General features: G+C 71.2%; 19 protein-coding genes and 1 rRNA gene. 12 read left to right on the forward strand and 8 right to left on the reverse strand.

What is annotated here, in order from left to right; translation table 11 throughout:
* Positions 1 to 2: 2 nt before the first annotated feature.
* Positions 3 to 119 (forward strand): 5S ribosomal RNA (rrf, locus tag B072_RS0110955).
* Positions 120 to 221: 102 nt separating this feature from the next.
* On the opposite strand, the gene B072_RS0110960 is transcribed toward rrf, so the two are convergent.
* From B072_RS0110960 to B072_RS0110980, 5 genes are all read right to left on the reverse strand, one after another.
* Positions 222 to 1,532 (reverse strand): DUF58 domain-containing protein, encoded by a 1,311-nt coding sequence (locus tag B072_RS0110960; RefSeq protein WP_018529984.1) that lies wholly within the window; start codon positions 1,530 to 1,532, stop codon positions 222 to 224.
* Between the two features lie 25 nt (positions 1,533 to 1,557).
* Positions 1,558 to 2,547 carry an AAA family ATPase gene (locus tag B072_RS0110965; RefSeq protein ID WP_026245690.1) on the reverse strand — a complete coding sequence of 330 codons (990 nt, stop codon included), beginning with the start codon at positions 2,545 to 2,547 and terminating at the stop codon, positions 1,558 to 1,560.
* Positions 2,547 to 3,692 carry a DUF4350 domain-containing protein gene (locus tag B072_RS0110970; protein WP_051127157.1) on the reverse strand — a complete coding sequence of 382 codons (1,146 nt, stop codon included), beginning with the start codon at positions 3,690 to 3,692 and terminating at the stop codon, positions 2,547 to 2,549. The genes B072_RS0110965 and B072_RS0110970 overlap by 1 nt, the downstream gene beginning before the upstream one ends.
* Before the next feature lie 152 nt (positions 3,693 to 3,844).
* Entirely contained in the window at positions 3,845 to 4,534 is a 690-nt protein-coding gene (locus B072_RS0110975) for a DUF4129 domain-containing protein (protein ID WP_106432855.1), read from the reverse strand.
* A gap of 4 nt (positions 4,535 to 4,538) precedes the next feature.
* Positions 4,539 to 5,852 carry a glycerophosphoryl diester phosphodiesterase membrane domain-containing protein gene (locus B072_RS0110980; protein ID WP_018529988.1) on the reverse strand — a complete coding sequence of 438 codons (1,314 nt, stop codon included), beginning with the start codon at positions 5,850 to 5,852 and terminating at the stop codon, positions 4,539 to 4,541.
* Between the two features lie 140 nt (positions 5,853 to 5,992).
* On the opposite strand from B072_RS0110980, the gene mtnA reads away from it, so the two are divergent.
* From mtnA to B072_RS0111015, 7 genes are all read left to right on the forward strand, one after another.
* Positions 5,993 to 7,183: an S-methyl-5-thioribose-1-phosphate isomerase gene (gene mtnA, locus B072_RS0110985; RefSeq protein ID WP_018529989.1), complete on the forward strand. Its 1,191-nt coding sequence runs from the start codon at positions 5,993 to 5,995 to the stop codon at positions 7,181 to 7,183.
* A gap of 4 nt (positions 7,184 to 7,187) precedes the next feature.
* Entirely contained in the window at positions 7,188 to 7,877 is a 690-nt protein-coding gene (gene mtrA, locus B072_RS0110990) for a two-component system response regulator MtrA (RefSeq protein ID WP_018529990.1), read from the forward strand.
* Between the two features lies 1 nt (position 7,878).
* Positions 7,879 to 10,056: an MtrAB system histidine kinase MtrB gene (mtrB, locus tag B072_RS42945; RefSeq protein WP_043243751.1), complete on the forward strand. Its 2,178-nt coding sequence runs from the start codon at positions 7,879 to 7,881 to the stop codon at positions 10,054 to 10,056.
* 85 nt (positions 10,057 to 10,141) lie between these two features.
* A complete protein-coding gene (locus B072_RS0111000) occupies positions 10,142 to 11,914 on the forward strand; it encodes an LpqB family beta-propeller domain-containing protein (RefSeq protein ID WP_043243772.1) in 1,773 nt (590 codons plus the stop codon).
* Positions 11,915 to 12,097: 183 nt separating this feature from the next.
* Positions 12,098 to 12,877, forward strand: coding sequence for a ComF family protein (locus B072_RS0111005; protein ID WP_018529993.1), 780 nt, complete (start codon positions 12,098 to 12,100; stop codon positions 12,875 to 12,877).
* A 337-nt stretch (positions 12,878 to 13,214) separates the two neighbouring features.
* On the forward strand, positions 13,215 to 13,910 hold the full coding sequence (hpf, locus tag B072_RS0111010) for a ribosome hibernation-promoting factor, HPF/YfiA family (protein ID WP_018529994.1): 696 nt from the start codon (positions 13,215 to 13,217) through the stop codon (positions 13,908 to 13,910).
* A gap of 230 nt (positions 13,911 to 14,140) precedes the next feature.
* Positions 14,141 to 14,893: a response regulator gene (locus tag B072_RS0111015; RefSeq protein WP_018529995.1), complete on the forward strand. Its 753-nt coding sequence runs from the start codon at positions 14,141 to 14,143 to the stop codon at positions 14,891 to 14,893.
* A gap of 40 nt (positions 14,894 to 14,933) precedes the next feature.
* On the opposite strand, the gene B072_RS0111020 is transcribed toward B072_RS0111015, so the two are convergent.
* Positions 14,934 to 16,121 (reverse strand): winged helix-turn-helix domain-containing protein, encoded by a 1,188-nt coding sequence (locus B072_RS0111020; protein WP_018529996.1) that lies wholly within the window; start codon positions 16,119 to 16,121, stop codon positions 14,934 to 14,936.
* A 278-nt stretch (positions 16,122 to 16,399) separates the two neighbouring features.
* On the reverse strand, positions 16,400 to 16,966 hold the full coding sequence (locus B072_RS0111025; protein WP_026245693.1) for a GNAT family N-acetyltransferase: 567 nt from the start codon (positions 16,964 to 16,966) through the stop codon (positions 16,400 to 16,402).
* Between the two features lie 197 nt (positions 16,967 to 17,163).
* Here B072_RS0111025 and secA point away from each other — a divergent pair, with 197 nt between their 5' ends.
* A complete protein-coding gene (secA, locus tag B072_RS0111030; protein ID WP_018529998.1) occupies positions 17,164 to 19,968 on the forward strand; it encodes a preprotein translocase subunit SecA in 2,805 nt (934 codons plus the stop codon).
* Between the two features lie 64 nt (positions 19,969 to 20,032).
* Here secA and B072_RS42950 read toward each other — a convergent pair whose 3' ends face one another.
* Complete coding sequence (locus B072_RS42950; protein ID WP_051127158.1) at positions 20,033 to 20,452, reverse strand: Rv3235 family protein; 420 nt, start codon at positions 20,450 to 20,452, stop codon at positions 20,033 to 20,035.
* 326 nt (positions 20,453 to 20,778) lie between these two features.
* On the opposite strand from B072_RS42950, the gene B072_RS0111040 reads away from it, so the two are divergent.
* From B072_RS0111040 to B072_RS0111050, 3 genes are all read left to right on the forward strand, one after another.
* Entirely contained in the window at positions 20,779 to 21,294 is a 516-nt protein-coding gene (locus B072_RS0111040) for a DUF6912 family protein (protein ID WP_018530000.1), read from the forward strand.
* Between the two features lie 22 nt (positions 21,295 to 21,316).
* Positions 21,317 to 22,000: an HAD family hydrolase gene (locus tag B072_RS0111045; RefSeq protein WP_018530001.1), complete on the forward strand. Its 684-nt coding sequence runs from the start codon at positions 21,317 to 21,319 to the stop codon at positions 21,998 to 22,000.
* Between the two features lie 154 nt (positions 22,001 to 22,154).
* Positions 22,155 to 24,458: an ATP-binding protein gene (locus tag B072_RS0111050; RefSeq protein WP_018530002.1), complete on the forward strand. Its 2,304-nt coding sequence runs from the start codon at positions 22,155 to 22,157 to the stop codon at positions 24,456 to 24,458.
* Positions 24,459 to 24,593 lie beyond the last annotated feature (135 nt).

Genomic DNA, 24,593 nt, shown 5'->3' on the forward strand with positions numbered 1-24,593 from the left:
GTTTCGGTGGTCATAGCGTGAGGGAAACGCCCGGTTACATTCCGAACCCGGAAGCTAAGCCTTACAGCGCCGATGGTACTGCAGGGGGGACCCTGTGGGAGAGTAGGACGCCGCCGAACAAATTTTATGGGAAACCCCCGTGCTTTTCAGCACGGGGGTTTTCTGCGTTTAGGGTCCCTATATCGACGTCGATCCCATATTCGACGTTGATACGGGGGCGATTAGAGGCGGCCTGCTGCTTTGAGGGAGAGGTAGGCGTCTGCGAGAGCGGGGGCCAATTCCGCAGGGGTTGCGTCCACGACTGTGACGCCGTGGCGGGTCAGCTGTTCCGCGGTGCGGAGGCGTTCTGCCTTGGCTTGGGCCGCTGAAGCCGCGTCGTAGATGGCGTCCGTGGTGCCGCGCGCCGCTGCCATTGTCTCGATTGCCGGGTCGGCCACCGAGGCCGCGACTACGGTGTGGCGCTTTGTGAGACGGGCGAGGACAGGGAGCAGGCCCTCCTCGACCGGGGCCGCCTCCAAGGACGTAAGAAGAACGATGAGAGAGCGGCGGGGGGCCGTGTGGAGGGCCGTTGCCGTGAGGCCGCGGGCGTCCGTCTCGATCAGTTCGGGTTCGAGGGGGGCCATGGCGTTGACCAGGGCCGGGAGGACTTCGCCTGCGGTGCGGCCCTGGACCAGGGCGCGGATGCGGCGGTCGTAGGCGAGCAGGTCGACGCGGTCGCCGGCTCGGGAGGCCAGGGCGCCCAGGAGGAGCGCGGCGTCCATCGAGGCGTCCAGGCGCGGGGCGTCGCCGACGCGGCCGGCGGACGTACGGCCGGTGTCGAGAACCAAGAGGATGTGGCGGTCGCGCTCGGGACGCCAGGTGCGTACGGCGACCGCTGAGTGGCGGGCCGTTGCGCGCCAGTCGATGGACCGGGTGTCGTCCCCAGGAACGTACTCGCGAAGGCTGTCGAATTCGGTGCCCTCCCCTCTGGTCAACACACTGGTGCGGCCGTCGAGTTCGCGCAGGCGCGCCAGTTTGGACGGGAGGTGCTTGCGGCTGTGGAACGGGGGCAGGACGCGGACCGTCCAGGGGACGGTGTGGGTGCCCTGGCGGGTGAAGAGGCCCAAGGGGCCGTAGGAGCGGACGGTGACGCGGTCTGCCGTGCGGTCGCCTCTGCGGGTGGGCAGGAGGCGCGTGGTGATGCGGCGGCGTTCGCCCGGCGGGATCGTCACGCGGTGGCGGGACGCGTCGTGTTCCGTGCCCTTGCGCCAGGCGCTGGGGGGCCAGGCGTCACGGATCTGCGCACGCAGCGGGCGGCGCGCGGGGTTGGTGATCGTGAGGGTGACGTCGGCCGGGTCTCCGAGGCGTACGGAGGTGTCGCCCGAGCGCGTCAGGCGCAGGGAGCGCACGGGGGCGGCCAGGGCGAAGTCGCAGGCGCAGGCCAGGGCCAGAGGGGTGTTGACGGCCAGGATACCTGTCCAGCTGGGCTCCCAGATCCCGATGGGGAGGGAGCCCAGGGCGGCTAGCAGGGCCGTGCGTCCGGTGAGGGCCATGTCGGGTCTCTCGTCTCCGGCCTCGTCAGCGGGGGACGGGGACGTGGGTGAGGATCGCGTTGATCACCGAGTCCGGTGTGACGCCTTCCATTTCTGCCTCCGGGCGGAGCTGGATGCGGTGGCGGAGGGTGGGGAGGGCCAGGGCCTTCACGTCGTCGGGGGTGACGTAGTCGCGGCCGGTCAGCCAGGCCCAGGCACGGGCCGTGGAGAGGAGGGCCGTGGCGCCTCGGGGGGAGACGCCGAGGGTGAGCGACGGGGATTCGCGCGTCGCTCGGCAGATGTCGACCACGTACGCCGTGATCTCGGGGGAGACCGTCGTCTTCGCCACCGCGGCGCGGGCCGTTTCCAGGTCGGCTGCCGTGGCCACCGGGCGGATGCCTGCTGAGTGCAGGTCGCGGGGGTTGAAGCCCGAGGCGTGCCGGGTGAGGACGTTGATCTCGTCCTGGCGGGTGGGGAGAGGAACGTTCAACTTGATGAGGAAGCGGTCCAGTTGGGCCTCGGGGAGGGGATACGTGCCCTCGTACTCGACCGGGTTCTGGGTGGCGATCACCATGAACGGGTCGGGGAGGGCGCGTGGGGTGCCGTCGACCGTGATCTGGCGCTCCTCCATCGCTTCCAGGAGGGAGGACTGCGTCTTGGGCGGGGTCCGGTTGATCTCGTCCGCGAGGAGCAGATTCGTGAACGCGGGGCCCGGCTGGAAGGAGAAGCGGGAGGTCTGGGTGTCGTAGACCAGGGAGCCCGTGACGTCGCTGGGCATCAGGTCCGGGGTGAACTGGACTCGCTTCGTGTCGAGTTCGAGGCTCGCGGCCAGGGCTCGTACGAGGAGGGTCTTCGCTACGCCGGGCACTCCTTCGAGCAGGACGTGGCCGCGGCAGAGCAGGGCCACGACCAGGCCCGTGACGGTGGGGTCCTGGCCGACCACGGCCTTGGCGATCTCGGCGCGCAGGGCTTCCAAAGAGGCCCTTGAGCTGCGGGGATCGGTCGTGGGCCCGGCGTTGTCAGTGGTCGGGTCCATCATGTGTTCCGTACCTCTCTTTCGAGGGCGTCGAGGTGGTCGGCGAGGGCGATGAGTGCTGCGTCGGTCGCGGGTGGCGGGCCGAAGAGGAGGGTGTGCAGGTCCTGTCCCGGCGTGGGGAGTTGGCGGGTCAGGGCCGGCAGGAAGGTCTCGGGCGTGTGGGCCTGGGAGACGGGGACGCCGATGAGGGGGGCGAGCTTGGTGCGGGTGGAGATACGCAGGGCCGTTGCCGCGCGGTCGCGGGCGTTCGCCTTGCGGTAGAGGCGGGCGCGGCCTTCGACGGTTTCGGAGGCGCGGATCGCGACGGGCAGGCGTTCGGGGACCAGGGGGCCCAGTCGGCGTGCGCGCCACAGGGCGGCGAGGGCCGCCGCGATGAAGAGCTGGAGTGTGCCCCAGAGCCAGCCGGAGGGGATCAGGTCGAAGAAGCTGCGGTCGTTCTGCGCGTCAGCGGCTGCCGCTTCGTCGGAGAGGGAGGGGAGGTACCAGACCACATGGGGGCGGGTACCGAGGAGTTGGAGGGCGAGCGAGGCGTTGCCCTGTTCGTCGAGGCGGTCGTTGAGCAGGATGTCGGGGGCGCCGATGACCACCGTGTCGCCGTTGCCGGTGGCCGTGGGGAGGCGGAGCAGCGTCGGGATGCCGTCGCTCGGGTAGCAGGAGTCGACGCCGTCGGCCGTGGTGTCGTAGCGGTGGCCGCCGGTGTCGGCCGTGCCTGCGCTGCGGGCCGCCGGCAGGGAGCAGTCGGGGTCCAGCGTGGTGTCGGCGCTGGGGCCGGGGTCCGCGGTGACCCCGGGGGCCAGCGTGCCGACCGACGAGGCGCTGGGGGCGACCAGGATCGTGCGGCCGCCGGAGTCGGCGGTGGCAGCCTCGATCCGGCTCTGCTGGTGGCGCGTGAGCAGGTCGGGGACGGCGACCAGGAGGGTCGTGTCGGGGCCGGTCGCCGCGCGGGCCTCGGCGGACGTGGTGACCACGCGTGTGTCCACGCCTCGTTCGGCGAGGAGTTGGGCGACGGAGCGGCTGCCGTACTGGTCGGCGGAGCGCGGGTCGAGCTCGCCGTGCTTCTCACCGGAGCGGACGGCCGCGATGGCCACCGCGGCGACCAGGAGGGCGACCAGAGCGAGGGCGATGCCTCGGGTGCGGGTCCACAGCTGGCGGACCGTGGGGGTGGTCGAGGTGCCGCTCGGGGTGGGCTCAGGGGGAGGGGGCGCGGTGAGCGTGGTTGTGGTGCCCGTCTGCGAACCCGCTGTGCCGTGGCCGGAGTTCGGGGGTGCGGAGTTGCTGTCCGGGGCGTGGGGGTCGGTCACCGCGCGGCTCCCGGGGCGGTGAGGGAGGGGGTGGTGCGGTCCGTCTCGGTGTCCAGGGACGTCAGGCGCTGGTACGTGTCCGGGGTCGCGGTGCGGCCGCCGTACGTGACGTCGTCGAAGTCGCGGGCCGCGGCGCGCAGCCGGTCCGCGAGTCGGGGGAGCGCGCGGGACGCCTCGGTGGCGGCCTCGTCCGCGGTGCGGCCGGGGCGGGGGTCGAGCAGGGCGCGCTCCTCCAGGGAGCGGACCAGGGCACGCATCCGCTCCTGGACGGCCTGGTTCCAGTGGCCCTGGGCCGCGTGCGCCTCGGCGGCGGCGCGGTGTTCGGCGGCGCTGCGTGGGCGGTCGTCGAAGAGCGGGGCCGTCGAGGTGGGGGAGCGGCGCGGTGTGCCCAGGCGCCACCACAGGGCGGCGGCGACGGCGACGACGGCCAGCACGATCACGATCAGGCCGACGGCGCCGCCCGGGGTGGCCCCCGACGCGGCGGAGAACAGCTTGTCGATCCACTCCCAGAACTTGTTCAGGGCACGCATGAACCAGCTCGGGTCGTTCTCGTGGTACGCGGGCTTGGACAGCTCGCGCTTGGCCGCCTCCCGCGCGGGATCGCGCGAGATGGTCACCGGCGGCTCGTCGCCGCCGGCACGCGTCAGCCAGGCCGCCGCCGTGAGCACTCCCCCGGTCGCGCTCACCGCATCAGCTCCCCGGGGTGGCGCCGGGGGTGTCCCCGTAGCCCTGCAGGCCGGCGGCGCGGGCGAGTTCGAGGTCGAGGGCCTCGCGGCGGATGCGCTGGTCGATGTAGAGCAGCACGGTGACGCCCGCGGTGATCGGGAAGGTGAGCGTGGAGCCGATCACCGAGCCGAGGCCGGTGACGATCAGGTACGCCCAGCCCGCGCCGCCGCTGCTGTCCAGGAAGCTGCTCATGCCGTCGCCGCTGACCGCCGCGCCGATGAAGGTGAAGGGGATCAGGATGATCGAGGCGACGACGTTGGTGATGATCGTCGCCAGGATCTGGATGCCGAAGACCCGCCACCAGGAGCCGCGGACGAGCTTGCTGGAGCGGCTCATCGCCTTGCGGATGGTCTGCTTCTCCAGCATCAGCGCGGGCGAGGCCAGCGAGAAGCGGATCATCAGCCAGATCGCGACGACGAAGGCCGCGATGCCGCCGACGACCGCGAGGGCGATACCGGCGTCGGACGAGCCGAGGGCGCCGACGAGGATGCCGGGGACGGTGCCCACCAGGACGATGAGCGCGGTGATCAGCGGCAGCAGCAGCGTCAGGCCGAGCAGTCGGAAGACCTGCGGTCGGGCGTCGCGCCACGCCTCGCCGGTGGTGACGGGCTTGCCGAGCACGGCGCGGCTGGTGACCGTCGTGAGCAGGGCCGTGGCGACGATCGTGCCGAGCAGCGTGACGACGAGGACGACGCCGGTGCCGACGAACAGTCCGCCCAGGGCGTCGAGGACCTCGCGCGGAGTGGCGTCGGGGTTGTCGAGGGCGGAGGTCGTGGAGTCGCTGAGGACGAAGCCCTGGAGGAGGACGACCAGGAGTTCGGTGACCACGGCGACCGTCAGCGAGATCCCGAGGACGGTGCGCCAGTACGTGCGCATCGTCGACACCGCTCCGTCGAGGATCTCCCCGATGCCGAGCGGGCGCAGGGGGATGACACCGGGCTTGGCGGCGGCGGGCGGGCCGCCCCAGCCCTGACCCCAGCCGCCGGGGCCGCCCTGCGGAGGAGCGCCCCAGCCGCCGTAGCCCGGGCCGCCGGGGCCTGGGCCGCCCCAGCCCTGGCCGGGAGCCGGCGGAGGCGGTGGCGGGGCCTGGCCGGAGTCCGAGGGACCGGAAGGGCCGGAGGGGGCGGACCACTGGGCGGGCGGCGGCTGCTCCTTGGACCACTGAGGGCCCTGGCCCGCCGCGTCCTGCGGACCGGCGCCCTGGCCGTCCTGGCGCTCGTCGTCGGGGCCGTCGGAGGGGGCAGATCCGGGCGATGCCCAGCCCGGAGTGTCGTTCATCGTCGCTCCTTCAAGGTGCCCGTCCGCGGTCGCGGCGGCAGGTTGGCTGCCATCGTGCCATGGGGTGGGCGCAGGGTGACCTGGCCCCGTAGTGCCTTGACACCTTCAATTGTCGGGGTCCCCCGGGGCAGACTGGGCGGATGGCTGATCAGTACGCGCAATCCGGCGAGGACATACAGCTCAGCGAGGACATACAGCCCAAGACCAACGACATACCGGCGATCCGCTGGGAGGAACCGGCGGAGGGGCCCGTTCTGGTGTTGCTCGACCAGACGCGCCTTCCGGCAGAGGAAGTCGAGCTGGTGTGCACGGATCCGCAGGCCCTGGTGCAGGCGATCCGCTCCCTGGCCGTGCGCGGAGCTCCGCTGCTCGGCATCGCCGGGGCGTACGGGGTGGCGCTCGCGGCCGCCCGTGGGTTCGACGTGCAGGACGCGGCGGACGCACTGGCGGGGGCGCGGCCCACCGCGGTCAACCTGGCGTACGGCGTGCGCCGGGCGCAGGAGGCGTACCGGGCCGCGCTCGGGAACGGCTCGGGTGCCGATGGGGCGGTCGCCAGGGAGCGGTCCGCCGCTGCCACGCTCGCCGCCGCGCGGGCGCTGCACCAGGAGGACGCCGAGGCGAGTGCCAGGATGGCGGAGCACGGACTGCGGCTGCTCGACGAGCTGCTGCCCGGGGGGAACCATCGGATCCTGACGCACTGCAACTCCGGGGCCCTGGTCTCCGGTGGTGAGGGCACGGCGTTCGCGGTGGCGCTCGCCGCGCACCGGGCGGGACGGCTGCGCCGGCTGTGGGTGGACGAGACCCGTCCGCTGCTGCAGGGTGCGCGGCTGACCGCGTACGAGGCCGCGCGCAGCGGGATGGCGTACACATTGCTCACGGACAGTGCGGCGGGATCGCTGTTCGCCGCGGGTGAGGTGGACGCCGTGCTGATCGGGGCGGACCGGATCGCCGCCGACGGTTCGGTGGCCAACAAGGTGGGGAGCTATCCGCTCGCGGTTCTGGCGCGGTACCACCATGTGCCGTTCATCGTGGTCGCGCCGGTGACGACGGTGGACCCGATGACTCCCGACGGCGCGTCCATCGAGGTGGAACAGCGGCCCGGGCATGAAGTGACGGAGCTCACGGCGCCCCAGGTGCCGTTGGCCGGAGTGGAGGCGGGAGGCGGGATTCCGGTGGCACCGCTGGGAACGCAGGCGTACAACCCTGCGTTCGACGTGACGCCGCCGGATCTGGTGACGGCGATCGTCACCGAGTGGGGCGCGTTGGCGCCTGTGACAGCCGAGGGCCTGGGTGAGCTGTGTGCCAGGTCACGCCAGGTAACGATTAAGTAATGGGATGATGTGGTCCATGAAGGGACGAGTCCTTGTCGTCGACGACGACACCGCACTGGCCGAGATGCTCGGCATTGTGCTGCGTGGTGAAGGTTTTGAGCCGTCGTTCGTTGCCGATGGCGACAAGGCGCTGGCCGCTTTCCGTGAGACCAAGCCTGATCTGGTGCTGCTCGACCTGATGCTGCCCGGAAGGGACGGCATCGAGGTGTGCCGGCTCATCCGGGCGGAGTCCGGGGTGCCGATCGTGATGCTCACGGCGAAGAGCGACACCGTCGATGTGGTGGTGGGCCTCGAGTCGGGGGCCGACGACTACATCGTGAAGCCGTTCAAGCCGAAGGAGCTGGTCGCCCGGATCCGGGCGCGGCTGCGGAGGTCGGAGGAGCCCGCGCCCGAGCAGCTGGCCATAGGTGACCTGGTCATCGATGTGGCCGGGCACTCGGTCAAGCGGGAGGGGCAGTCGATCGCGCTGACGCCGCTGGAGTTCGACCTGCTGGTCGCGCTCGCGCGCAAGCCCTGGCAGGTGTTCACGCGTGAGGTGCTCCTCGAGCAGGTCTGGGGCTACCGGCACGCGGCGGACACCCGCCTGGTCAACGTGCATGTGCAGCGGCTGCGTTCGAAGGTCGAGAAGGACCCCGAGCGGCCGGAGATCGTGGTGACCGTCCGTGGTGTCGGTTACAAGGCAGGGCCGAGCTGACATGTCCCGGAACAGTGCCGCTTCGGCGCCCGGAAGGTCGGGGTCTCGCGCGGAGCGGCCTGTGGGACCCGCGGCCGGACCTCCGTCCGGCCGCGGCTCGTGGCCGCGCCGTGTGGTCGACGGTGGGCTGCTGCTCCAGGGCGGCATGAAGGGCAGCCCCGTCCTTCGGCTGTTCACGCGCTGGGTGCGGCGCCCGCTGCTGCCCGCGATGCGGCTGTGGCGGCGCAACATCCAGTTGAAGGTCGTCGTCACGACGCTGCTGATGTCGCTCGGTGTCGTGCTGCTGCTCGGCATCGTCGTCATCGGCTCGGTGCGCAACGGCCTGCTGGACGCCAAGGTGAAGGCGTCGCAGAGCCAGGCCGAGGGTGGCTTCAGGGCAGCCAAGGACCGGGCGGACTCGGCCGCGGCCGGGGCGCAGGACGGCGCGTCCGACGACAACCGCACCACCGTGAACCCCAACAACTGGAAGAGCGAACTCGTCACCCAGCTCGCCAGTGGCGGCAAGGGCGCGTTCGACGTGGTGACGCTCAGTTCCACCGATGCCGACAGCGGCAAGGGCCGGGCGCTGCGCGGTTCCGGCGGTGTGGAGCCGGTGCGCAGTGTCCCCGAGGAACTGCGCGAGCGGGTCGACCGGATGACCGGTGCCTCTCAGGAGTACACGCGGATCATCTACGAGAACGGTCAGGAGTCGCAGCCGGGCCTGGTCGTCGGCAAGCGGCTGAACGACCCGCAGGGCGACGCGTACCAGCTGTACTACCTCTTCCCGCTCACTCAGGAGGAGAAGTCCCTGGGGCTGGTGAAGGGGACGCTCGCGACGGCCGGCCTGTTCGTGGTCGTGCTGCTCGGTGCCATCGCCTGGCTCGTCGTGCGGCAGGTCGTCACGCCTGTGCGGATGGCGGCCGGTGTGGCCGAGCGGCTCTCCGCGGGCCGCCTTCAGGAACGTATGAAGGTCACCGGTGAGGACGACATCGCGCGCCTCGGTGAGGCCTTCAACAAGATGGCGCAGAGCCTGCATCTGAAGATCCAGCAGCTGGAGGATCTCTCGCGGATGCAGCGGCGGTTCGTGTCGGACGTGAGCCATGAGCTGCGGACACCGCTGACGACCGTACGGATGGCGGCCGATGTCATTCATGAGGCGCGGGTCGACTTCGATCCGGTGACCGCGCGGTCCGCGGAGCTGCTCGCCGATCAGCTGGACCGGTTCGAGTCGCTGCTCGCCGATCTGCTGGAGATCAGTCGCTTCGATGCCGGGGCGGCCGCCCTGGAGGCCGAGCCGATAGACCTGCGTGAGGTCGTGCGGCGGGTCGTCAGTGGCGCCGAACCGCTGGCCGAGCGCAAGGGAACGCACGTACGGATCGTCGGCGGGGATCAGCCGGTGGTCGCCGAGGCGGACGCCCGGCGCGTGGAGCGGGTGCTGCGCAATCTTGTCGTCAACGCGGTGGAGCACGGTGAGGGCAAGGACGTCGTCGTGCGGCTCGCCGCCGCCGGTGGCGCGGTCGCCGTGGCCGTGCGCGACTACGGGGTGGGGCTCAAGCCCGGCGAGGCGACCCGGGTGTTCAGCCGGTTCTGGCGGGCCGACCCGGCACGCGCGCGTACGACGGGTGGTACGGGCCTCGGGCTCTCGATCGCCCTGGAGGACGCGCGGCTGCACGGCGGTTGGCTGCAGGCGTGGGGTGAGCCGGGCGGTGGTTCGCAGTTCCGGCTCACGCTGCCGAGGACGGCGGACGAGCCGTTGCGCGGATCCCCGATACCGCTGGAGCCGGAGGACTCGCGGCAGGGCCGCGGGCTCGCCGAGGCCGGTGCCGCGCAGACCGCGGACGGCAGGAAGCTCGCGACGGTGCCCGCCCAGGCGCCGCCCGCGCCCGCGAAGGCCCCGATAGCTCCGCGCCTGCGCCAGGCCGCGGTGCCCGCCGATCCCACGGCGCTGCCGGGCAACGGCGCGCGCGTGGTCTCGCGTGGCGGAAGCGGCGGAAATGGTGGTTCGGGTTCGGGTTCCGTGAGTGTGCCGCGGCAGCCGGGCGAGCGGGTGGACCGGGTCGGTGGGACGGGCCCGGTGGAGGCTGTCGAGCCCGGTGCCGGGGCGGATGCCCCGTCGTGGCGGGGAGACACCGCGGTGGGCGGTGGACGTCGTCAGGGTGCGGCGGAGCGTGACGAGGGGAGCGACGGCGGTCGTGGATGAGCGGTGGGCGTCGCGTAGGCGGCGCGGGGTGCGAGGCGGTGCGCTGGCCGGATGCGGCGTCATCGTGCTCGCCGGGTGTGCGTCGATGCCGGACAACGGCGGCCTCGAATCGGTGGAGGCCTCGCAGCGGCCGGACTCGCAGGTCCGGGTGTTCGCGCTGCCGCCGGCGGAGAACGCGGGGGCCAAGAGCATTGTCGACGGCTTCCTCGAGGCACTGACCAGCGATGATCCGTCGTACGCGATCGCCCGCAAGTACCTGACGCCGAAGGCCGCGAAGAACTGGCATCCCGAGCGGGAGACCGTCGTGATCGCCGACGGCCCCAGCAGGCGCCCGACGAGCCGGCCGAACGCCGGTGACGAGGGGCGCCGCTACGAGCTGACCGGGAATCAGGTGGCCAGGCTCGACCAGGATCAGGCGTACCAGCCGGTCAGCCGGCGGTACGAGGAGGGCTTGCACCTGAGCCTGGTGCAGACCGGCAAGGACAAGCAGAAGCAGTGGCGGATCGACTCCCCGCCGAAGGGCGCCGTCCTCGCCGAGACCGACTTCCAGCGGATCTACCAGACCGTCAACAAGTACTACTACGCGGTGGACGCGGCGTCGAAGTCCGGGGAGGACGGCAAGCAGAAGCAGCTCGTCTCCGACCCCGTCTTCGTGCGCAAGTGGGACGACCCGCTGACGGAGACCGTCAAGGAGGTGCTCGACGGTCCCACGCGCTGGCTGAACCGCGTGGTGACGACGGCGTTTCCGCTGAAGGCCGGGCTGCGCTCCGGTGTGAAGTCGCTGGCCCCCGACGACGCGAACAAGCTGACGGTGCCGTTGAGCAGGAGCACGGGTGACGTCAGCGCCTCGCGGTGCAAGAAGATGGCGGCCCAACTGCTCTACTCGCTGCGGGACCTGTCGTCGTCCAGCGTGGAGGAGGTCGAACTCGAGAGCGCCGACGGCCGGTTGATGTGCACTCTCAACGAGCCCGGGGCCGACGCGCTGGTGGCGCCGAACTACTCCAAGGTGTCGGAGTACCAGTACTTCCTCGACGACAAGAGCCGCCTCGTGCGGATGCCCGGCAACAGCGGCTCCCACCAGAAGCCCGAACAGGTGGCGGGAGCGCTGGGCGAGGGCGAGCGGCAGATGCGGTCCGTCGCGATCTCGCGGGACCAGGAGCGCGCGGCGGCGGTGTCGGGCGACGGGCGTTCGCTGTTCGTGGCGTCCATGGTGACCGGCGCCTCGCTGGGGGACGCGCTCGTCCACAGCGGTGCCAAGCAGGAGAAGGACGGCTTCACGGCGCCCAGTTGGGACGGGCGGGGCGATCTGTGGGTGGCCGACCGCGACCCGAAGAACCGGCGCCTGCTGGTGTTCGGGCAGGGCCGGGCCGACCAGATGCAGGAGGTCCGCGTCGAAGGCATGGCCGAGGACGACCGCATCGAGGCGGTCAGGATGTCCGCCGACGGCGCGCGCGTGGCGCTGCTCGTGAACGAGGACGGGAAGACCCGGCTGAAGATCGGGCGCGTGGAGCGGGACCACGACATGAGGGACGGCAAGATCGAGATCTCGGTCGCCCAACCGCGCCCGGCCGCACCGGAGATGGAAGAGGTCACGGCCATGTCCTGGGCGGGCGGCAGCCGGCTCGTGGTGGTCGGCCGGGAGAGCGGCGGGCTGCAGCAGATCCGGTACGTGCAGTGCGACGGCTCCGCGCCGACGGGTCAGGCGCTGCCCGGCCTGACGCGGGTCACCGAGATCGCGGCGTCCGACGGGGATCTGCCGTTGCTGGCGCACTCCGACGACGGGATCGTGCGGTTGCCCTCCGGGGCGGCCTGGCAGTCGGTGCTGAAGAACGGGGCGGCGCCGGTCTATCCGGGGTAGGTGTCTGCGCGCCGTCGGGGGTGCGACCGCTTCGGCGGGTGCGGGTTCTTTCGTGGCTGGTCGGGCAGTTCCGCGCGCCCGTGGCGGGCGCCGCCCCAACCGTTCGGCAGCGCGGCCCAGTTGTCCACAGGGCGTTGTCCACAGGGGTGGTCGCGGGGCGCGCGTGTTGGCACAGTGGTGGGTATGCGGGGGTGGTGGCAGGACCTGTCCGACCTGGTGCTGCCGGCCCAGTGCCCAGGCTGTGGCAGGTCGCGTACGTCGCTGTGCACGCGGTGCGCGGAGGCGTTGCGCGGTGCTGGGCCGGGCCGGGTGCGGCCGCGGCCCGAGCCGCCCGGGCTGCCCGTCGTGCACGCGGCGGCGCCGTACCAGGACGCGGTGCGCGCCGTGCTCCTCGCCCACAAGGAGCGGGGCGCCCTGTGGCTCGCCAGGCCGCTGGGAGAGGCGCTGGCCGGGGCGGTGCGGGCCGGGCTGTCCTCGGGCGGTGGCGGGGCCGTGGCGCTGGTTCCGATGCCCTCCGCGCCCAGCGCCGTGCGGGCGCGAGGGCACGATCCGACGCGGCGGCTCGCCTACGCGGCCGCGGCCGGGCTCCGTCGCGCGGGTGTCCCCGCCCGGGTGCTCGCCGTGCTGCGGCAGCGCCGCGCCGTGGCCGATCAGTCGGGGCTCGACGCCCGGCAACGGCTGGTCAATGTGGCGGGTGCGCTGGACGTGGTGGGCGGTACAGCCGGGCTGCTCACGGAAGTTGGCCGGATCGTGCTGGTCGACGACCTCATGACGACCGGTGCGTCCCTGGCGGAGGCGGCGCGGGCAATACGCGCCGTGGCGCGTCCGGGAACGGTCGGCGTCACCGACGAACGAGCAGGACTGTTCCGGTCCAGGTCGGGCATGGGAATGGCGAACCGGATCACGGTGCGAGCGGCTGTGATCGCTGCTTCACCGGATTCCTTCGAAATAAACCGGAACTGACCGGGTATCTGTGTCGTTGCAGGTAGAGAGAGGATCCATTCGCCTGAATGGAGGTACGCGCGAGTAGCGGGTGACGACATCCGTCCGGGCGAGATATGTTCGGTTGTGAGGAACTCGGTGAGAAAGACAGAAGCCGTACCTCGCATATCGGAATGCCGTGCGCGTGGGATTGCACAGAGGTTTTAGCAATCACCCGACACGGTGGGGTGGAGATCTTGTCCACGGGGGAGGAGGAGGTGGAAGTCACCGAGTCCGAGGCTCCGGAAGTGGCCGGAGCCTGGTGCAAGAGGGAGATGCTCCGCCCAGAGAGCGGAGCTATCCGGGAACGGAGTTCTGCGTGGACATCGTCGTCAAGGGCCGCAAGACCGAGGTGCCGGAGCGGTTCCGGAAGCACGTGGCCGAGAAGCTGAACCTGGAGAAGATCCAGAAGCTCGACGGCAAGGTGATGAGCCTGGACGTCGAGGTGTCCAAGGAGCCAAACCCCCGGCAGGCCGACCGGTGCGACCGCGTGGAGATCACGCTGCGCACACGCGGCCCGGTCATCCGGGCGGAGGCCTCGGCGAACGATCCGTACGCGGCGCTCGACCTCGCCACGGAAAAGCTGGACGCGCGCCTGCGCAAGCAGCACGACAAGCGGTCGTCGCGGCGCGGCACGAAGCGGATCTCGGCCGCCGAGGTTGCCGAGCACGTCCCGGACGCCGCCACGCTCAACGGGGACGGCTCGATCGCGAAGGACGAGACCGAGGCCGACGGCGTACCGACCACCAGGATGGGATCGCTCGAGGTCCAGGGCGAAGGCCCGCTCATCGTCCGTGAGAAGACCCACGTCGCGGCACCCATGACACTCGACCAGGCGCTCTACGAGATGGAGCTGGTCGGGCACGACTTCTATCTGTTCGTCGACTCCGAGACCAAGGAACCCAGCGTCGTCTACCGGCGACACGCCTACGACTACGGCGTGATCCACCTCAGCACCGACCCCATGGTCGCCGAGGTGCGCAGCGCCGACGCGGGTGACGCCATCGGCGGCTGATCCCGCCCGGGCGGCAGCGTAGGCAAGCTGTCCGAAAACCTACACATCAGGTGCCCCTGGAGCGTGCGTGCGCCCCCGGGGGCACCCTTGTGCGACCCCCTGGTGCACCGCACCGTCGACGCGCGGACGCCGCGGCATGAAATCATGGCCGAGCCGGGTCAACCGGTGTGCTGGCGCCTCGGGTTGGCCCGGCACAGGAAGACGGGCCACGGCCTTCAGGGGGAGGAACGATGGCGGACAGCTTCGGACCGATGCGGGGCGACGGCGCCGGCGCAGCCGACGACGGCGCCGGCATGGGCCCGGACGCGGGCTCCCCGCGCAAGGAGCCCATCCGGGTCCTTGTGGTGGATGATCATGCCCTGTTCCGGCGGGGCCTGGAGATCGTCCTCGCCGCCGAGGAGGACATCCAGGTCGTCGGCGAGGCCGGCGACGGCGCGGAGGCGGTGGACAAGGCGGCCGACCTGCTGCCGGACATCGTCCTCATGGACGTGCGCATGCCCAAGCGGGGCGGCATCGAGGCGTGCACCTCCATCAAGGAGGTGGCACCCAGCGCGAAGATCATCATGTTGACGATCAGCGACGAGGAAGCGGATCTCTACGACGCGATCAAAGCGGGCGCCACGGGATATCTGCTGAAGGAGATCTCGACCGACGAGGTCGCCACGGCCATTCGTGCCGTGGCCGACGGCCAGTCGCAGATCAGTCCGTCGATGGCGTCGAAGCTGCTCACCGAATTCAAGTCGATGATCCAGCGCACCGACGAGCGCCGCCTCGTGCCGGCGCCCCGGCTCACCGACCGGGAGCTGGAGGTGCTGAAGCTGGTCGCCACCGGCATGAACAACCGGGATATCGCCAAGGAGTTGTTCATTTCGGAGAACACCGTGAAGAACCATGTGCGCAACATCCTGGAGAAGCTGCAGCTGCACTCCCGGATGGAGGCCGTGGTCTACGCGATGCGGGAGAAGATTCTCGAGATCCGCTGACCCTGGCGCTCGCCCCGGCCCTGACCCTCGCCGGCTTCCGCTAGGCGAGGGCCCGGACCAGCTCCGGCTTCAGCTTGCCGTCGTCCATGCGCTCCACCCGTACGCTGTCGCAGCCCACCCAGCTCGCCGCCTCGAGCAGGGCCTGTGCCACCGCCGGTACGGACTTCGGGCCGTCCAGGGAGACCTGCTTGGCGACCAGGGTGGTGCCCTCGCGCGCCGGGTCGACGCGGCCCACCAGGCGGCCGCCCGCGAGGACCGGCATCGCGAAGTAGCCGTGGATCCGCTTCGGCTTGGGGACGTACGCCTCCAGGCGGTGCGTGAGGCCGAAGATGCGCTCCGTGCGGGCCCGCTCCCAGATCAGCGAGTCGAAGGGCGACAGGAGCGTCGTGCGGTGGCGGCCGCGGGGCGTCGACTCCAGGGCCGCCGGGTCGGCCCAGGCCGGTTTGCCGCCCCAGCCCTCGACCGTCACCGGGACCAGGCCCGTCTCCTCGATCACCGTGTCGAACTGCTCGCCCTTGAGGCGGTGGTAGTCGGCGATGTCCGCGCGGGTGCCGACGCCGAGCGCCTGGCCCGCCTGGAGGACGAGGCGGCGGACGCACTCCTGGTCGTCCAGGTCGTCGTGGAGCAGGTCGGTGGGGATCGCGCGCTCCGCCAGGTCGTAGACACGCTTCCAGCCGCGGCGCTCGACGCAGACCACCTCGCCGTACATCAGCGCGCGCTCGACGGCGATCTTCGACTCCGACCAGTCCCACCACTCGCCCTTGTTCTTCGCGCCGCCCAACTCCGTGGCCGTGAGCGGGCCTTCGGTGCGCAGCTGCTTGATCACCTGGTCGTAGGCGGCGTCGGGGAGGTCGTGGTTCCAGTGCGGGCGGCCACGGTAGGCGCGGCGGCGGAAGGCGAAGTGGGGCCATTCCTCGACGGGGAGGATGCAGGCCGCGTGGGACCAGTACTCGAAGGCGTGCGTGTCCTTCCAGTAGGCCTGCTCGATCTTCTTGCGGCCCACCGCGCCGAGGCGGGCGTAGGGGATCAGCTCGTGGGAGCGGGCCAGGACGGAGATCGTGTCGAGCTGGACCGCGCCGAGGTGGCGCAGGACGCCGCGGACGCCCGCGCTGCGGTCGGGCGCGCCCAGGAACCCCTGGGCGCGCAGGGTGATGCGACGGGCCTCGTCGGCGGACAGGGGCGTGGGGGTGGGGATGGGGATGGCGCGCGGCGGGGTCTTCGTCGGCATGGTCGGAACGATAGGGGGCGGCACTGACAATCGGGGCGGGATCTTGGGTGCCGGGTGCCGGGTGCCGGGTGCCGGGTGCCGGATGCCGGGTGCTGGACGCTGGGCGCTGGGGCGCGGCAGGCCGGGACGGTGCGGGCCGGGGCTGGTCGGCTCGGGGTGCCGGGCTGGGGGACGCCGCGGCGGGGTGCGGGCCGGAAGGGCGCCTGCCCGGCGCTGGGGTGCCGCCTTGCCCACCCTGCCGCCCTTGGCGGCAATTGCCCAAGGCGGGGGGCGGGCGGTCAGGACGGGAGGTGTTGGAGGGGGCTGGGGAGGCGCAGGTCTGTGGGGAGTAGGGAGGCGATCCAGCAGTCTCGGAGGGTGCCCTTGTTGGGGAGGCCCGCGCGGAGGACGCCCTCCATGGTGAAGCCGGCCTTCTCGGCGACGGTGCGCGAGCCCGTGTTGCCGACCTCGGCGCGCCACTCCAGGCGCGTACAGGCGAGGTCGGTGAAGGCCCAGCGGGCCACTTTGAGGACCGCTTCCGTCATGTAGCCGCGGCCGCGGCATTCCTTGGCGGTCCAGAAACCGACCTCCCACGCGCCCGCGCGCGGGTGGTGCAGCCCGATCGCGCCGACGACGGGGCCGTGCTCCTCGGTCCGCAGCGCGAAGGTGTACTCGGTGTCGGTGCGCCAGCCCTCCGTGACCACGCGGTCGATGAAGTACTCGGCGTCCACGCGCGCGTACGGCGAGGGAATCGTGGTCCAGCGCTGGATGTCCGGGTCCTGGGCCGCGACGTACACCTCGTCGATGTCAGCGGACACGAACGTGCGCAGATACAGGCGGTCGGTGGTCAGCGTCACGGGTTCCATCGCCCGATTCTGGTCGGGAGCGGGGAGGCCCGCCAGCACTTTTCGTGGTCGATACCGGCACCTTCCGAGCCGCCCGTCCGTTGGACCTGATGGCAGACCTCCCGGCGCGGTGGGGTCCTCGCATACGATGGCCGTTGCTCAGGCTGTCGCTTGAGTAACCGACCGTGCCAGGCCCGACCGGCAAGGAGACCAACCGCGTGTCCGTCCTCCAGAAGATCATGCGTGCAGGCGAAGGCAAGATCCTGCGCAAGCTGCACCGCATCGCGGACCAGGTCAACTCCATCGAAGAGGACTTCGAGAACCTCTCCGACGCCGAGCTGCGCGCACTCACGGACGAGTACAAGCAGCGCTACGAGGACGGCGAGACCCTCGACGACCTGCTCCCCGAGGCGTTCGCCACCGTCCGCGAGGCTGCCAAGCGCGTGCTCGGCCAGCGGCACTACGACGTGCAGCTGATGGGCGGCGCCGCCCTCCACCTCGGTTACGTCGCGGAGATGAAGACCGGCGAGGGCAAGACCCTGGTCGGCACCCTGCCGACATATCTGAACGCGCTGTCCGGCAAGGGCGTCCACCTGATCACGGTGAACGACTACCTGGCCGAGCGCGACTCCGAGATGATGGGCCGCGTCCACAAGTTCCTGGGCCTGAGCGTCGGCTGCATCCTCGCCAACATGACGCCGGCCCAGCGCCGCGAGATGTACAACTGCGACATCACGTACGGCACGAACAACGAGTTCGGCTTCGACTACCTTCGCGACAACATGGCGTGGTCCCAGGACGAGCTCGTCCAGCGCGGCCACAACTTCGCGGTGGTCGACGAGGTCGACTCCATCCTCGTCGACGAGGCCCGTACGCCGCTGATCATCTCCGGCCCCGCCGACCAGGCCACCAAGTGGTACGGCGACTTCGCCAAGCTGGTCACCCGCCTCAAGAAGGGCGAGGCGGGCAACCCCATGAAGGGCATCGAGGAGACCGGCGACTACGAGACGGACGAGAAGAAGCGCACCGTCGCCATCCACGAGTCCGGCGTCGCCAAGGTCGAGGACTGGCTGGGCATCGAGAACCTGTACGAGTCGGTGAACACGCCGCTCGTGGGTTACCTGAACAACGCCATCAAGGCCAAGGAACTCTTCAAGAAGGACAAGGACTACGTCGTCATCGACGGCGAAGTCATGATCGTCGACGAGCACACCGGCCGTATCCTCGCCGGCCGCCGCTACAACGAGGGCATGCACCAGGCGATCGAGGCGAAGGAAGGGGTGGACATCAAGGACGAGAACCAGACCCTGGCGACCATCACCCTCCAGAACTTCTTCCGCCTCTACGACAAGCTCTCCGGCATGACCGGTACGGCGATGACCGAGGCCGCCGAGTTCCACCAGATCTACAAGCTCGGCGTCGTCCCGATCCCGACGAACAAGCCGATGGTCCGCAAGGACCAGGCCGACCTGATCTACCGCACCGAGGTCGCCAAGTTCGACGCGGTCGTCGACGACATCGCGGAGAAGCACGAGAAGGGTCAGCCGATCCTCGTCGGTACGACCTCCGTCGAGAAGTCCGAGTACCTGTCGCAGCAGCTGAGCAAGCGCGGTGTCCAGCACGAGGTGCTGAACGCCAAGCAGCACGACCGTGAGGCCACGATCGTCGCGCAGGCGGGCCGCAAGGGCGCCGTCACCGTCGCCACGAACATGGCCGGCCGTGGTACCGACATCAAGCTCGGCGGCAACCCGGACGACCTGGCCGAGGCGGAGCTGCGGCAGATGGGCCTGGACCCGGTCGAGCACGTCGAGGAGTGGGCCGCTGCGCTGCCCGCCGCCCTGGAGAAGGCCGAGCAGGCCGTCAAGGCGGAGTTCGAAGAGGTCAAGGACCTCGGCGGGCTCTACGTGCTGGGTACCGAGCGGCACGAGTCGCGGCGTATCGACAACCAGCTGCGCGGTCGTTCCGGCCGTCAGGGCGACCCGGGTGAGTCGCGCTTCTACCTGTCGCTCGGCGACGACCTGATGCGCCTGTTCAAGGCCCAGATGGTCGAGCGCGTGATGTCGATGGCGAACGTGCCGGACGACGTGCCGATCGAGAACAAGATGGTGACGCGCGCGATCGCCTCCGCGCAGTCGCAGGTCGAGCAGCAGAACTTCGAGACGCGTAAGAACGTCCTGAAGTACGACGAGGTGCTCAACCGCCAGCGCGAGGTCATCTACGGCGAGCGCCGCCGCGTTCTCGAGGGCGAGGACCTGCAGGAGCAGGTCGTGCACTTCATGGACGACACCATCGACGAGTACATCGGCGCCGAGACCGCCGAGGGCTTCTCCGAGGACTGGGACCTCGACCGGCTGTGGGGCGCCTTCAAGCAGCTCTACCCCGTCAAGGTGACCGTGGAGGAGCTGGAGGACGAGGTCGGCGACCGCGCCGGGCTCACCGCCGAGTTCATCGCCGAGGCCGTCAAGGACGACATCCACGCGCAGTACGAGGAGCGCGAGGAGCAGCTCGGGTCCGAGATCATGCGTGAGCTCGAGCGCCGGGTCGTGCTGTCCGTCCTCGACCGCAAGTGGCGTGAGCACCTCTACGAGATGGACTACCTCCAGGAGGGCATCGGCCTGCGCGCCATGGCGCAGAAGGACCCCCTGGTCGAGTACCAGCGCGAGGGCTTCGACATGTTCACCGCCATGATGGAGGGCATCAAGGAGGAGTCCGTCGGCTACCTGTTCAACCTGGAGGTCCAGGTCGAGCAGCAGGTCGAGGAGGTGCCGGTGGAGGACGCCGCGCCCGCCACGTCCCTCGACAAGGAGGACGCGGTGCCGGCGCAGGCCCGTCCGGAGATCCGCGCCAAGGGGCTCGACGCCCCGCAGCGGCCCGACCGGCTGCACTTCCAGGCACCGAACGCCGAGGGCGGTGTCGACGAGGGTGACTTCGTCACCGAGGGCGGTCCCACGCGGTCCGAGGCCGATGGCCTGACGCGGGCCGAGCGCCGCAAGCAGCAGAAGGGGCGGCGTCGCAAGAAGTAGCCGACGTCGCGTCGTGGAGGGCCGGACACTCGCGTGTCCGGCCCTCTTTCGTCTCCCAGGGGCTCTAGTAGGTGTCTCTCGGCGGGCGGGCGTCGAGTTCCACCGCTGTGCAGCGCCAGCGGTGGTCGTCGGTCAGGGCCAGGCGGAAGGCCAGGGCGTGCAGGCGGGGGCCCACCGAGATGCGGGCGAAGACCTCGTAGGCGCCCGGACCGGCCTCGAAGTGGCCGATGCCGTGCACGGCCGGGCGGGGGCCCGTGCGGGCCAGCGGGCGGTGCTCAAGGAGCCACAGCAGGTCGTCGAAGCCGTGGCCTGTGGTGTGCCGGGCGAACCAGTGCAGGGGCCGGTGACCGGCCAGGACCAGGAGCAGGCGGTCCGTGAAGAGCTCGGTGGGGTGCGGCGGGGCCTGCGGTCGCACCCGGGCCGGGCGGCGGGTGTCCCTGCGGTTCGGGGGCCGGCTGCTCCGCCGGGGGCCTCGCGTGTTCATCACCTTCTGCACAGCGCCTCCGGGATACCAGTCGGTAACTCTTCGTGGGGATCTTGTACGGGGACGTGGGACGGGCCCGCAAGAGGAGGCACCCCGCGGCGGCGGGGCCCGGGGAGTTCACTTATCCGGGTGACCCGGCGGCCCGCGGCCCTCCCGGTGGGGGCCGGTGCCGGGTGATCCGGCCGCGCCGCGTTGACGTGCGGTCCGGGTACGGGTGGCAGCCCGAAGGGGGACTCCCGCACGTATCCTGAAGGCCGCCAAGGACCTCCGGACGACACCCCGGACGCCCCCGAACAACCACGGACGACTACGAAAGCGGACCCGTCATGCGTGTGTACGTACCTCTGTCCCTGCCTCGACTCGCAGAGGCGTACAAGGCGGGCGAGCTGGGGCCCGCGCCGCTCACCGCCTACGCCGTCACGCCCGCGCTGCGCGAGTGGTACCTCTCCGACGACATCGAGGAGCTGGAGTACGCCGCGCTCAACCGGGCCGCTCTCGCCTCGCTGCGGTTGCTCGCCGGGGAGTCCGACGCCGCCCGGCGCCGGGTCGTCGTGGCCGTCGACGTCGCGGACCGTGCCGCCGTCGCCGATCCCGACCGCGGGCTCGACCCGGCCGCGCTCGGCGAGGTGACCGTGCGCGAGGTCGTACCGCTGGGCAAGGCCGCCGCCGTGCACGTGGACGCCGACGACGCGGAGACCGATGTCGCCGCTGCCGCCGCCGCGCTGGGTGCCGCCGACCACGGGGACGACGACGCCCAGTTCGTCGTCGACGGGGCCGAGGACCACGAACTGCTGTGGTTCGCGACGCAGGAGATCCCGAATCTGGTGGGTCTGGGCGACTGACCGTGCGGGGTACGTTCTCCGTATGGGGAAGCAGATAGCCGAGGGGTCGTCCGCCGGGCACATCGTCTGGGACTGGAACGGGACCCTGTTCCACGACAACGACGCCGTCATCCACGCCACGAACGCCGCCTTCGCCGAGCTCGGGCTCGCGCCGATCACGCTGGAGCGGTACCGGGAGCTGTACTGCGTACCGGTCCCCAAGTTCTACGAGCGGCTGATGGGGCGGCTGCCCACCGACGCCGAATGGCTCGTCATGGACGAGGCGTTCCACCGGCACTACGCGCGGCATTCCGTGGCGTGCCGGCTCGCCGACGGGGTGGAGACGCTGCTCGCCGGGTGGCAGGACGCCGGGCGCAGCCAGTCCATTCTCAGCATGGCAGGGCACGACGATCTGGTGCCGCTGGTACGGCAGTTCGGGATCAGTGAGCGGTTCGTGCGGGTCGACGGACGGGTCGGGCCCTCGGGGGGCAGCAAGGCCGAGTCGATGGTGCGGCATCTGAAGGTGCTCGGGGACGCCTCGGGAGTGGCGCCCGAGCAGGTGGTGGTCATCGGCGACGCCGCCGACGACGCCGTGGCGGCGATGGCCGCGGGCGCGCGGGCCGTGCTCTACACCGGCGGATCGCACGGGCGGGCCAGCCTCGAGGGGATCGGGGCCCCTGTGGTGGATTCGCTGGCGGAGGCCGTCAGGCTCGCAGCCACCGGCTGATACGGGGCGATACGGGGCGATACGGGGTGACGCCGGGGCGTGCCGGGTGGTGCGGCCTCGCGCCTCTTGTGTCACTTGTCGTTCACGCTCCGCTTGTGGCTGCGTACGCTTGGTGCGAGTGGTGGCGTGATGGGACACAGTGGGGGAGCGGACCATGGGTTTTGGGTTCGGGCAGCGGCGTGGGGGTCAACTTCCCGTCGAGGTCACCACGTTCGTCGGGCGGTCGGCCGAACTGGCGGGGGTGCAGGCCGCGTTCGGCGGCGCCAGACTGGTCACGTTGGTGGGGCCCGGGGGTGTGGGCAAGAGCCGTACCGCGCTGCGGGCCGCGGCGGAGCTCGCCGGGGGGTTCCCCGACGGGGTGGTGCTCGTCGAGCTGAGCGCGTTGCGCGACCCGGAGCTGATTCCGGTGACGCTGGCCGCGGTGCTCGAACTGCCCGAGCAGCCGGGCATGGAGCCGCTCGACTCGGTCGTCGCACATGTGCAGGGGCGGCGGATGCTCGTCGTCCTCGACACCTGTGAGCATCTCGTCGACGCGTGCGCCATGCTCGCCGACGTGCTGCTGCGGGAGGCGGCCGGTGTGCATGTGCTGGCCACCAGCCGGCAGCCGCTCGACGTGCCGGGCGAGTACTGCGTCCCGATCGCTCCGCTGGAGCCGCGTGACGCCGTGGAGCTGTTCGTGCAGCGGGCCGCCGCCGTGGTTCCCGGGTTTGCCGCCGACGACGTCAATCGGGAGCAACTGAGCGCTCTGGTGAAGCGGTTGGACGGAATCCCGCTCGCTCTGGAGCTGGCCGCGGTGCGGTTGCGGGCGGTGTCGCTGGAGCAGCTGGTCGAGCGGCTCGGGCAGCGGTTCGAGGTGCTCACCGGCGGGCGGCGCACCGCCCTGACACGGCACCAGACGCTGCGTACCGCCATCGGCTGGTCCCACGAGCTGTGCACGCCCCGCGAGCGGCTGCTGTGGGCGCGTCTCTCGGTCTTCGCCGGGTCGTTCGAGCTGAGGGCCGCCGAAGTCGTGGGCGCGGGTGGGGAGTTGGCCGGGGGTGAGGTGCTGGAGTGCCTCATCGGGCTCGTCGACAAGTCCGTCGTGCAGCGGATCGGGGAGGGTGGGAGCCGGTACCGGCTGCTCGACACCATTCGTGAGTACGGCGGTGAATGGCTCGCGGAGTCCGGGCAGTCGGACGCCGTGCGGGCCCGGCATTTCGCGTACTACCGGGAGCTCGGCCAGCGTTACTGGGACGAGTTCCTCACCCCCGCCCAGCCCGCGCACTACCGGGTGCTGCGTGCCGAGAGCGCCGATCTGCGGGCCGCCCTCGAATACGCGTACGGGAATCCGGAGCTGGTCGCGGCCGGGCTGTGGCTGGCCGCGCAGCTGGGGCCGTACTGGCGGGCGACCGGGGCGATGTCCGAGGGTCGGTACTGGATCGAGAAGGGGCTCGCGCTGCTGCCGGAGGTGGGCCAGGAGCAGGCCTGGGGCCGGTTCATGATCGCCCTCAGTGCGGTGTGGGGCGGGGATCTGCCGGGCGCCCTGGAGCTGTTCCACCGGGCGGTCGAGGTGGCGCGGGCGGCCGGCAACGACCGGGTGGAGCTGTTCTGCGACGGCTACCTCGGCGGGCTCACCGCGCTGTGCGGGGACCCCGAGGGGCTGGTGGCCCTGGAGGACGCGCGGCAGCGCATCGTGGCGCGGGGCGACGGGCTCGGCATCGGCGTCATCCACTACGAGGCCTCGATGCTGCGGGCCGTCCTCGGCGACACGGAGGGCGCCCTGGAACTGTGCCGGAGCGGGCTCTCGTACCTGGAGGGGACCGGGGAGCGGCAGCTGTTCGGCTCCACGCTCATGGTGCAGGGGGTGATCCTCTGGCTCGCCGGGGAGCGGGAGGAGGCGGTCGAGTCGCTGTGCCGGGCGCTCGACGCGGCCGCGGAGGTCGGCGAGATCCTGATCGGGGCGCTGTGCTGTCTCGGTCTCGCCTGGGCGGCGGCGTGGCAGGGACGGTATGTGCGGGCCGCCTGGCTGCTGGGGTACGCGGAGCATGCGCGGCAGGTCGGTGCCGGGGATCCCATCGGCATGCTCCCCTCGCTCTTCGACGAGCAGGAGTCCGTGCGGGGGGCCGTGCGGCAGGCGCTCGGCGACGACGGGTTCCGGCGGTGGACGGAGGTGGGGGCGCGGCTGTCCGGGGCGCAGGTGCTCGACGCGGTGCGGGCGGGGGCGGAGACGCCGGGGGACGGGGCGGTGCCGGTGGCGCGGGGCGCGGGGGTCGACGCGTTGACGCGGCGGGAGCGGGAGGTGGCCGCGCTGGTGGCGCAGGGGTTGTCCAATCGGGAGATCGCGGAGCGGCTGGTGATCTCGAAGCGGACCGCCGATGCGCATGTGGAGCATATTTTGGCGAAGTTGGGGGTGGGGTCGCGGACGGAGGTCGCGGCGATTGCCTCCGGCGGGGAGCGGGTGGAGCGTTCGGGGGGCTGATTTCTGCGCGGTGGTCGGGTGCGGCTCGGTGGGGGCTGGTCGTGCTCCGCGGCGGAGGCGTTGATGGGTGCAGGCCCGCGTCTTTTTCGCGTTCGCGTCTGCCGGGTTGCTGTTCGTCTCGCGGGTGCGGCTCGG

The organism is Streptomyces sp. HmicA12 (genome assembly GCF_000373565.1).
Lineage (GTDB): Bacteria > Actinomycetota > Actinomycetes > Streptomycetales > Streptomycetaceae > Streptomyces.

Coding starts and splice junctions, on each gene's coding strand:
- B072_RS0111020 (WP_018529996.1), bottom strand. CDS start 16,121: ATGCCGACGAAGACCCCGCCGCGCGCCATCCCCATCCCCACCCCCACG.
- B072_RS42950 (WP_051127158.1), bottom strand. CDS start 20,452: ATGAACACGCGAGGCCCCCGGCGGAGCAGCCGGCCCCCGAACCGCAGG.
- mtrB (WP_043243751.1), top strand. CDS start 7,879: ATGTCCCGGAACAGTGCCGCTTCGGCGCCCGGAAGGTCGGGGTCTCGC.
- B072_RS0111045 (WP_018530001.1), top strand. CDS start 21,317: ATGGGGAAGCAGATAGCCGAGGGGTCGTCCGCCGGGCACATCGTCTGG.
- B072_RS0110965 (WP_026245690.1), bottom strand. CDS start 2,547: ATGGACCCGACCACTGACAACGCCGGGCCCACGACCGATCCCCGCAGC.
- B072_RS0110980 (WP_018529988.1), bottom strand. CDS start 5,852: ATGAACGACACTCCGGGCTGGGCATCGCCCGGATCTGCCCCCTCCGAC.
- mtnA (WP_018529989.1), top strand. CDS start 5,993: ATGGCTGATCAGTACGCGCAATCCGGCGAGGACATACAGCTCAGCGAG.
- B072_RS0111015 (WP_018529995.1), top strand. CDS start 14,141: ATGGCGGACAGCTTCGGACCGATGCGGGGCGACGGCGCCGGCGCAGCC.
- B072_RS0110960 (WP_018529984.1), bottom strand. CDS start 1,532: ATGGCCCTCACCGGACGCACGGCCCTGCTAGCCGCCCTGGGCTCCCTC.
- mtrA (WP_018529990.1), top strand. CDS start 7,188: ATGATGTGGTCCATGAAGGGACGAGTCCTTGTCGTCGACGACGACACC.
- B072_RS0111025 (WP_026245693.1), bottom strand. CDS start 16,966: ATGGAACCCGTGACGCTGACCACCGACCGCCTGTATCTGCGCACGTTC.
- B072_RS0111050 (WP_018530002.1), top strand. CDS start 22,155: ATGGGTTTTGGGTTCGGGCAGCGGCGTGGGGGTCAACTTCCCGTCGAG.
- B072_RS0111005 (WP_018529993.1), top strand. CDS start 12,098: ATGCGGGGGTGGTGGCAGGACCTGTCCGACCTGGTGCTGCCGGCCCAG.
- B072_RS0111040 (WP_018530000.1), top strand. CDS start 20,779: ATGCGTGTGTACGTACCTCTGTCCCTGCCTCGACTCGCAGAGGCGTAC.
- B072_RS0111000 (WP_043243772.1), top strand. CDS start 10,142: ATGCCGGACAACGGCGGCCTCGAATCGGTGGAGGCCTCGCAGCGGCCG.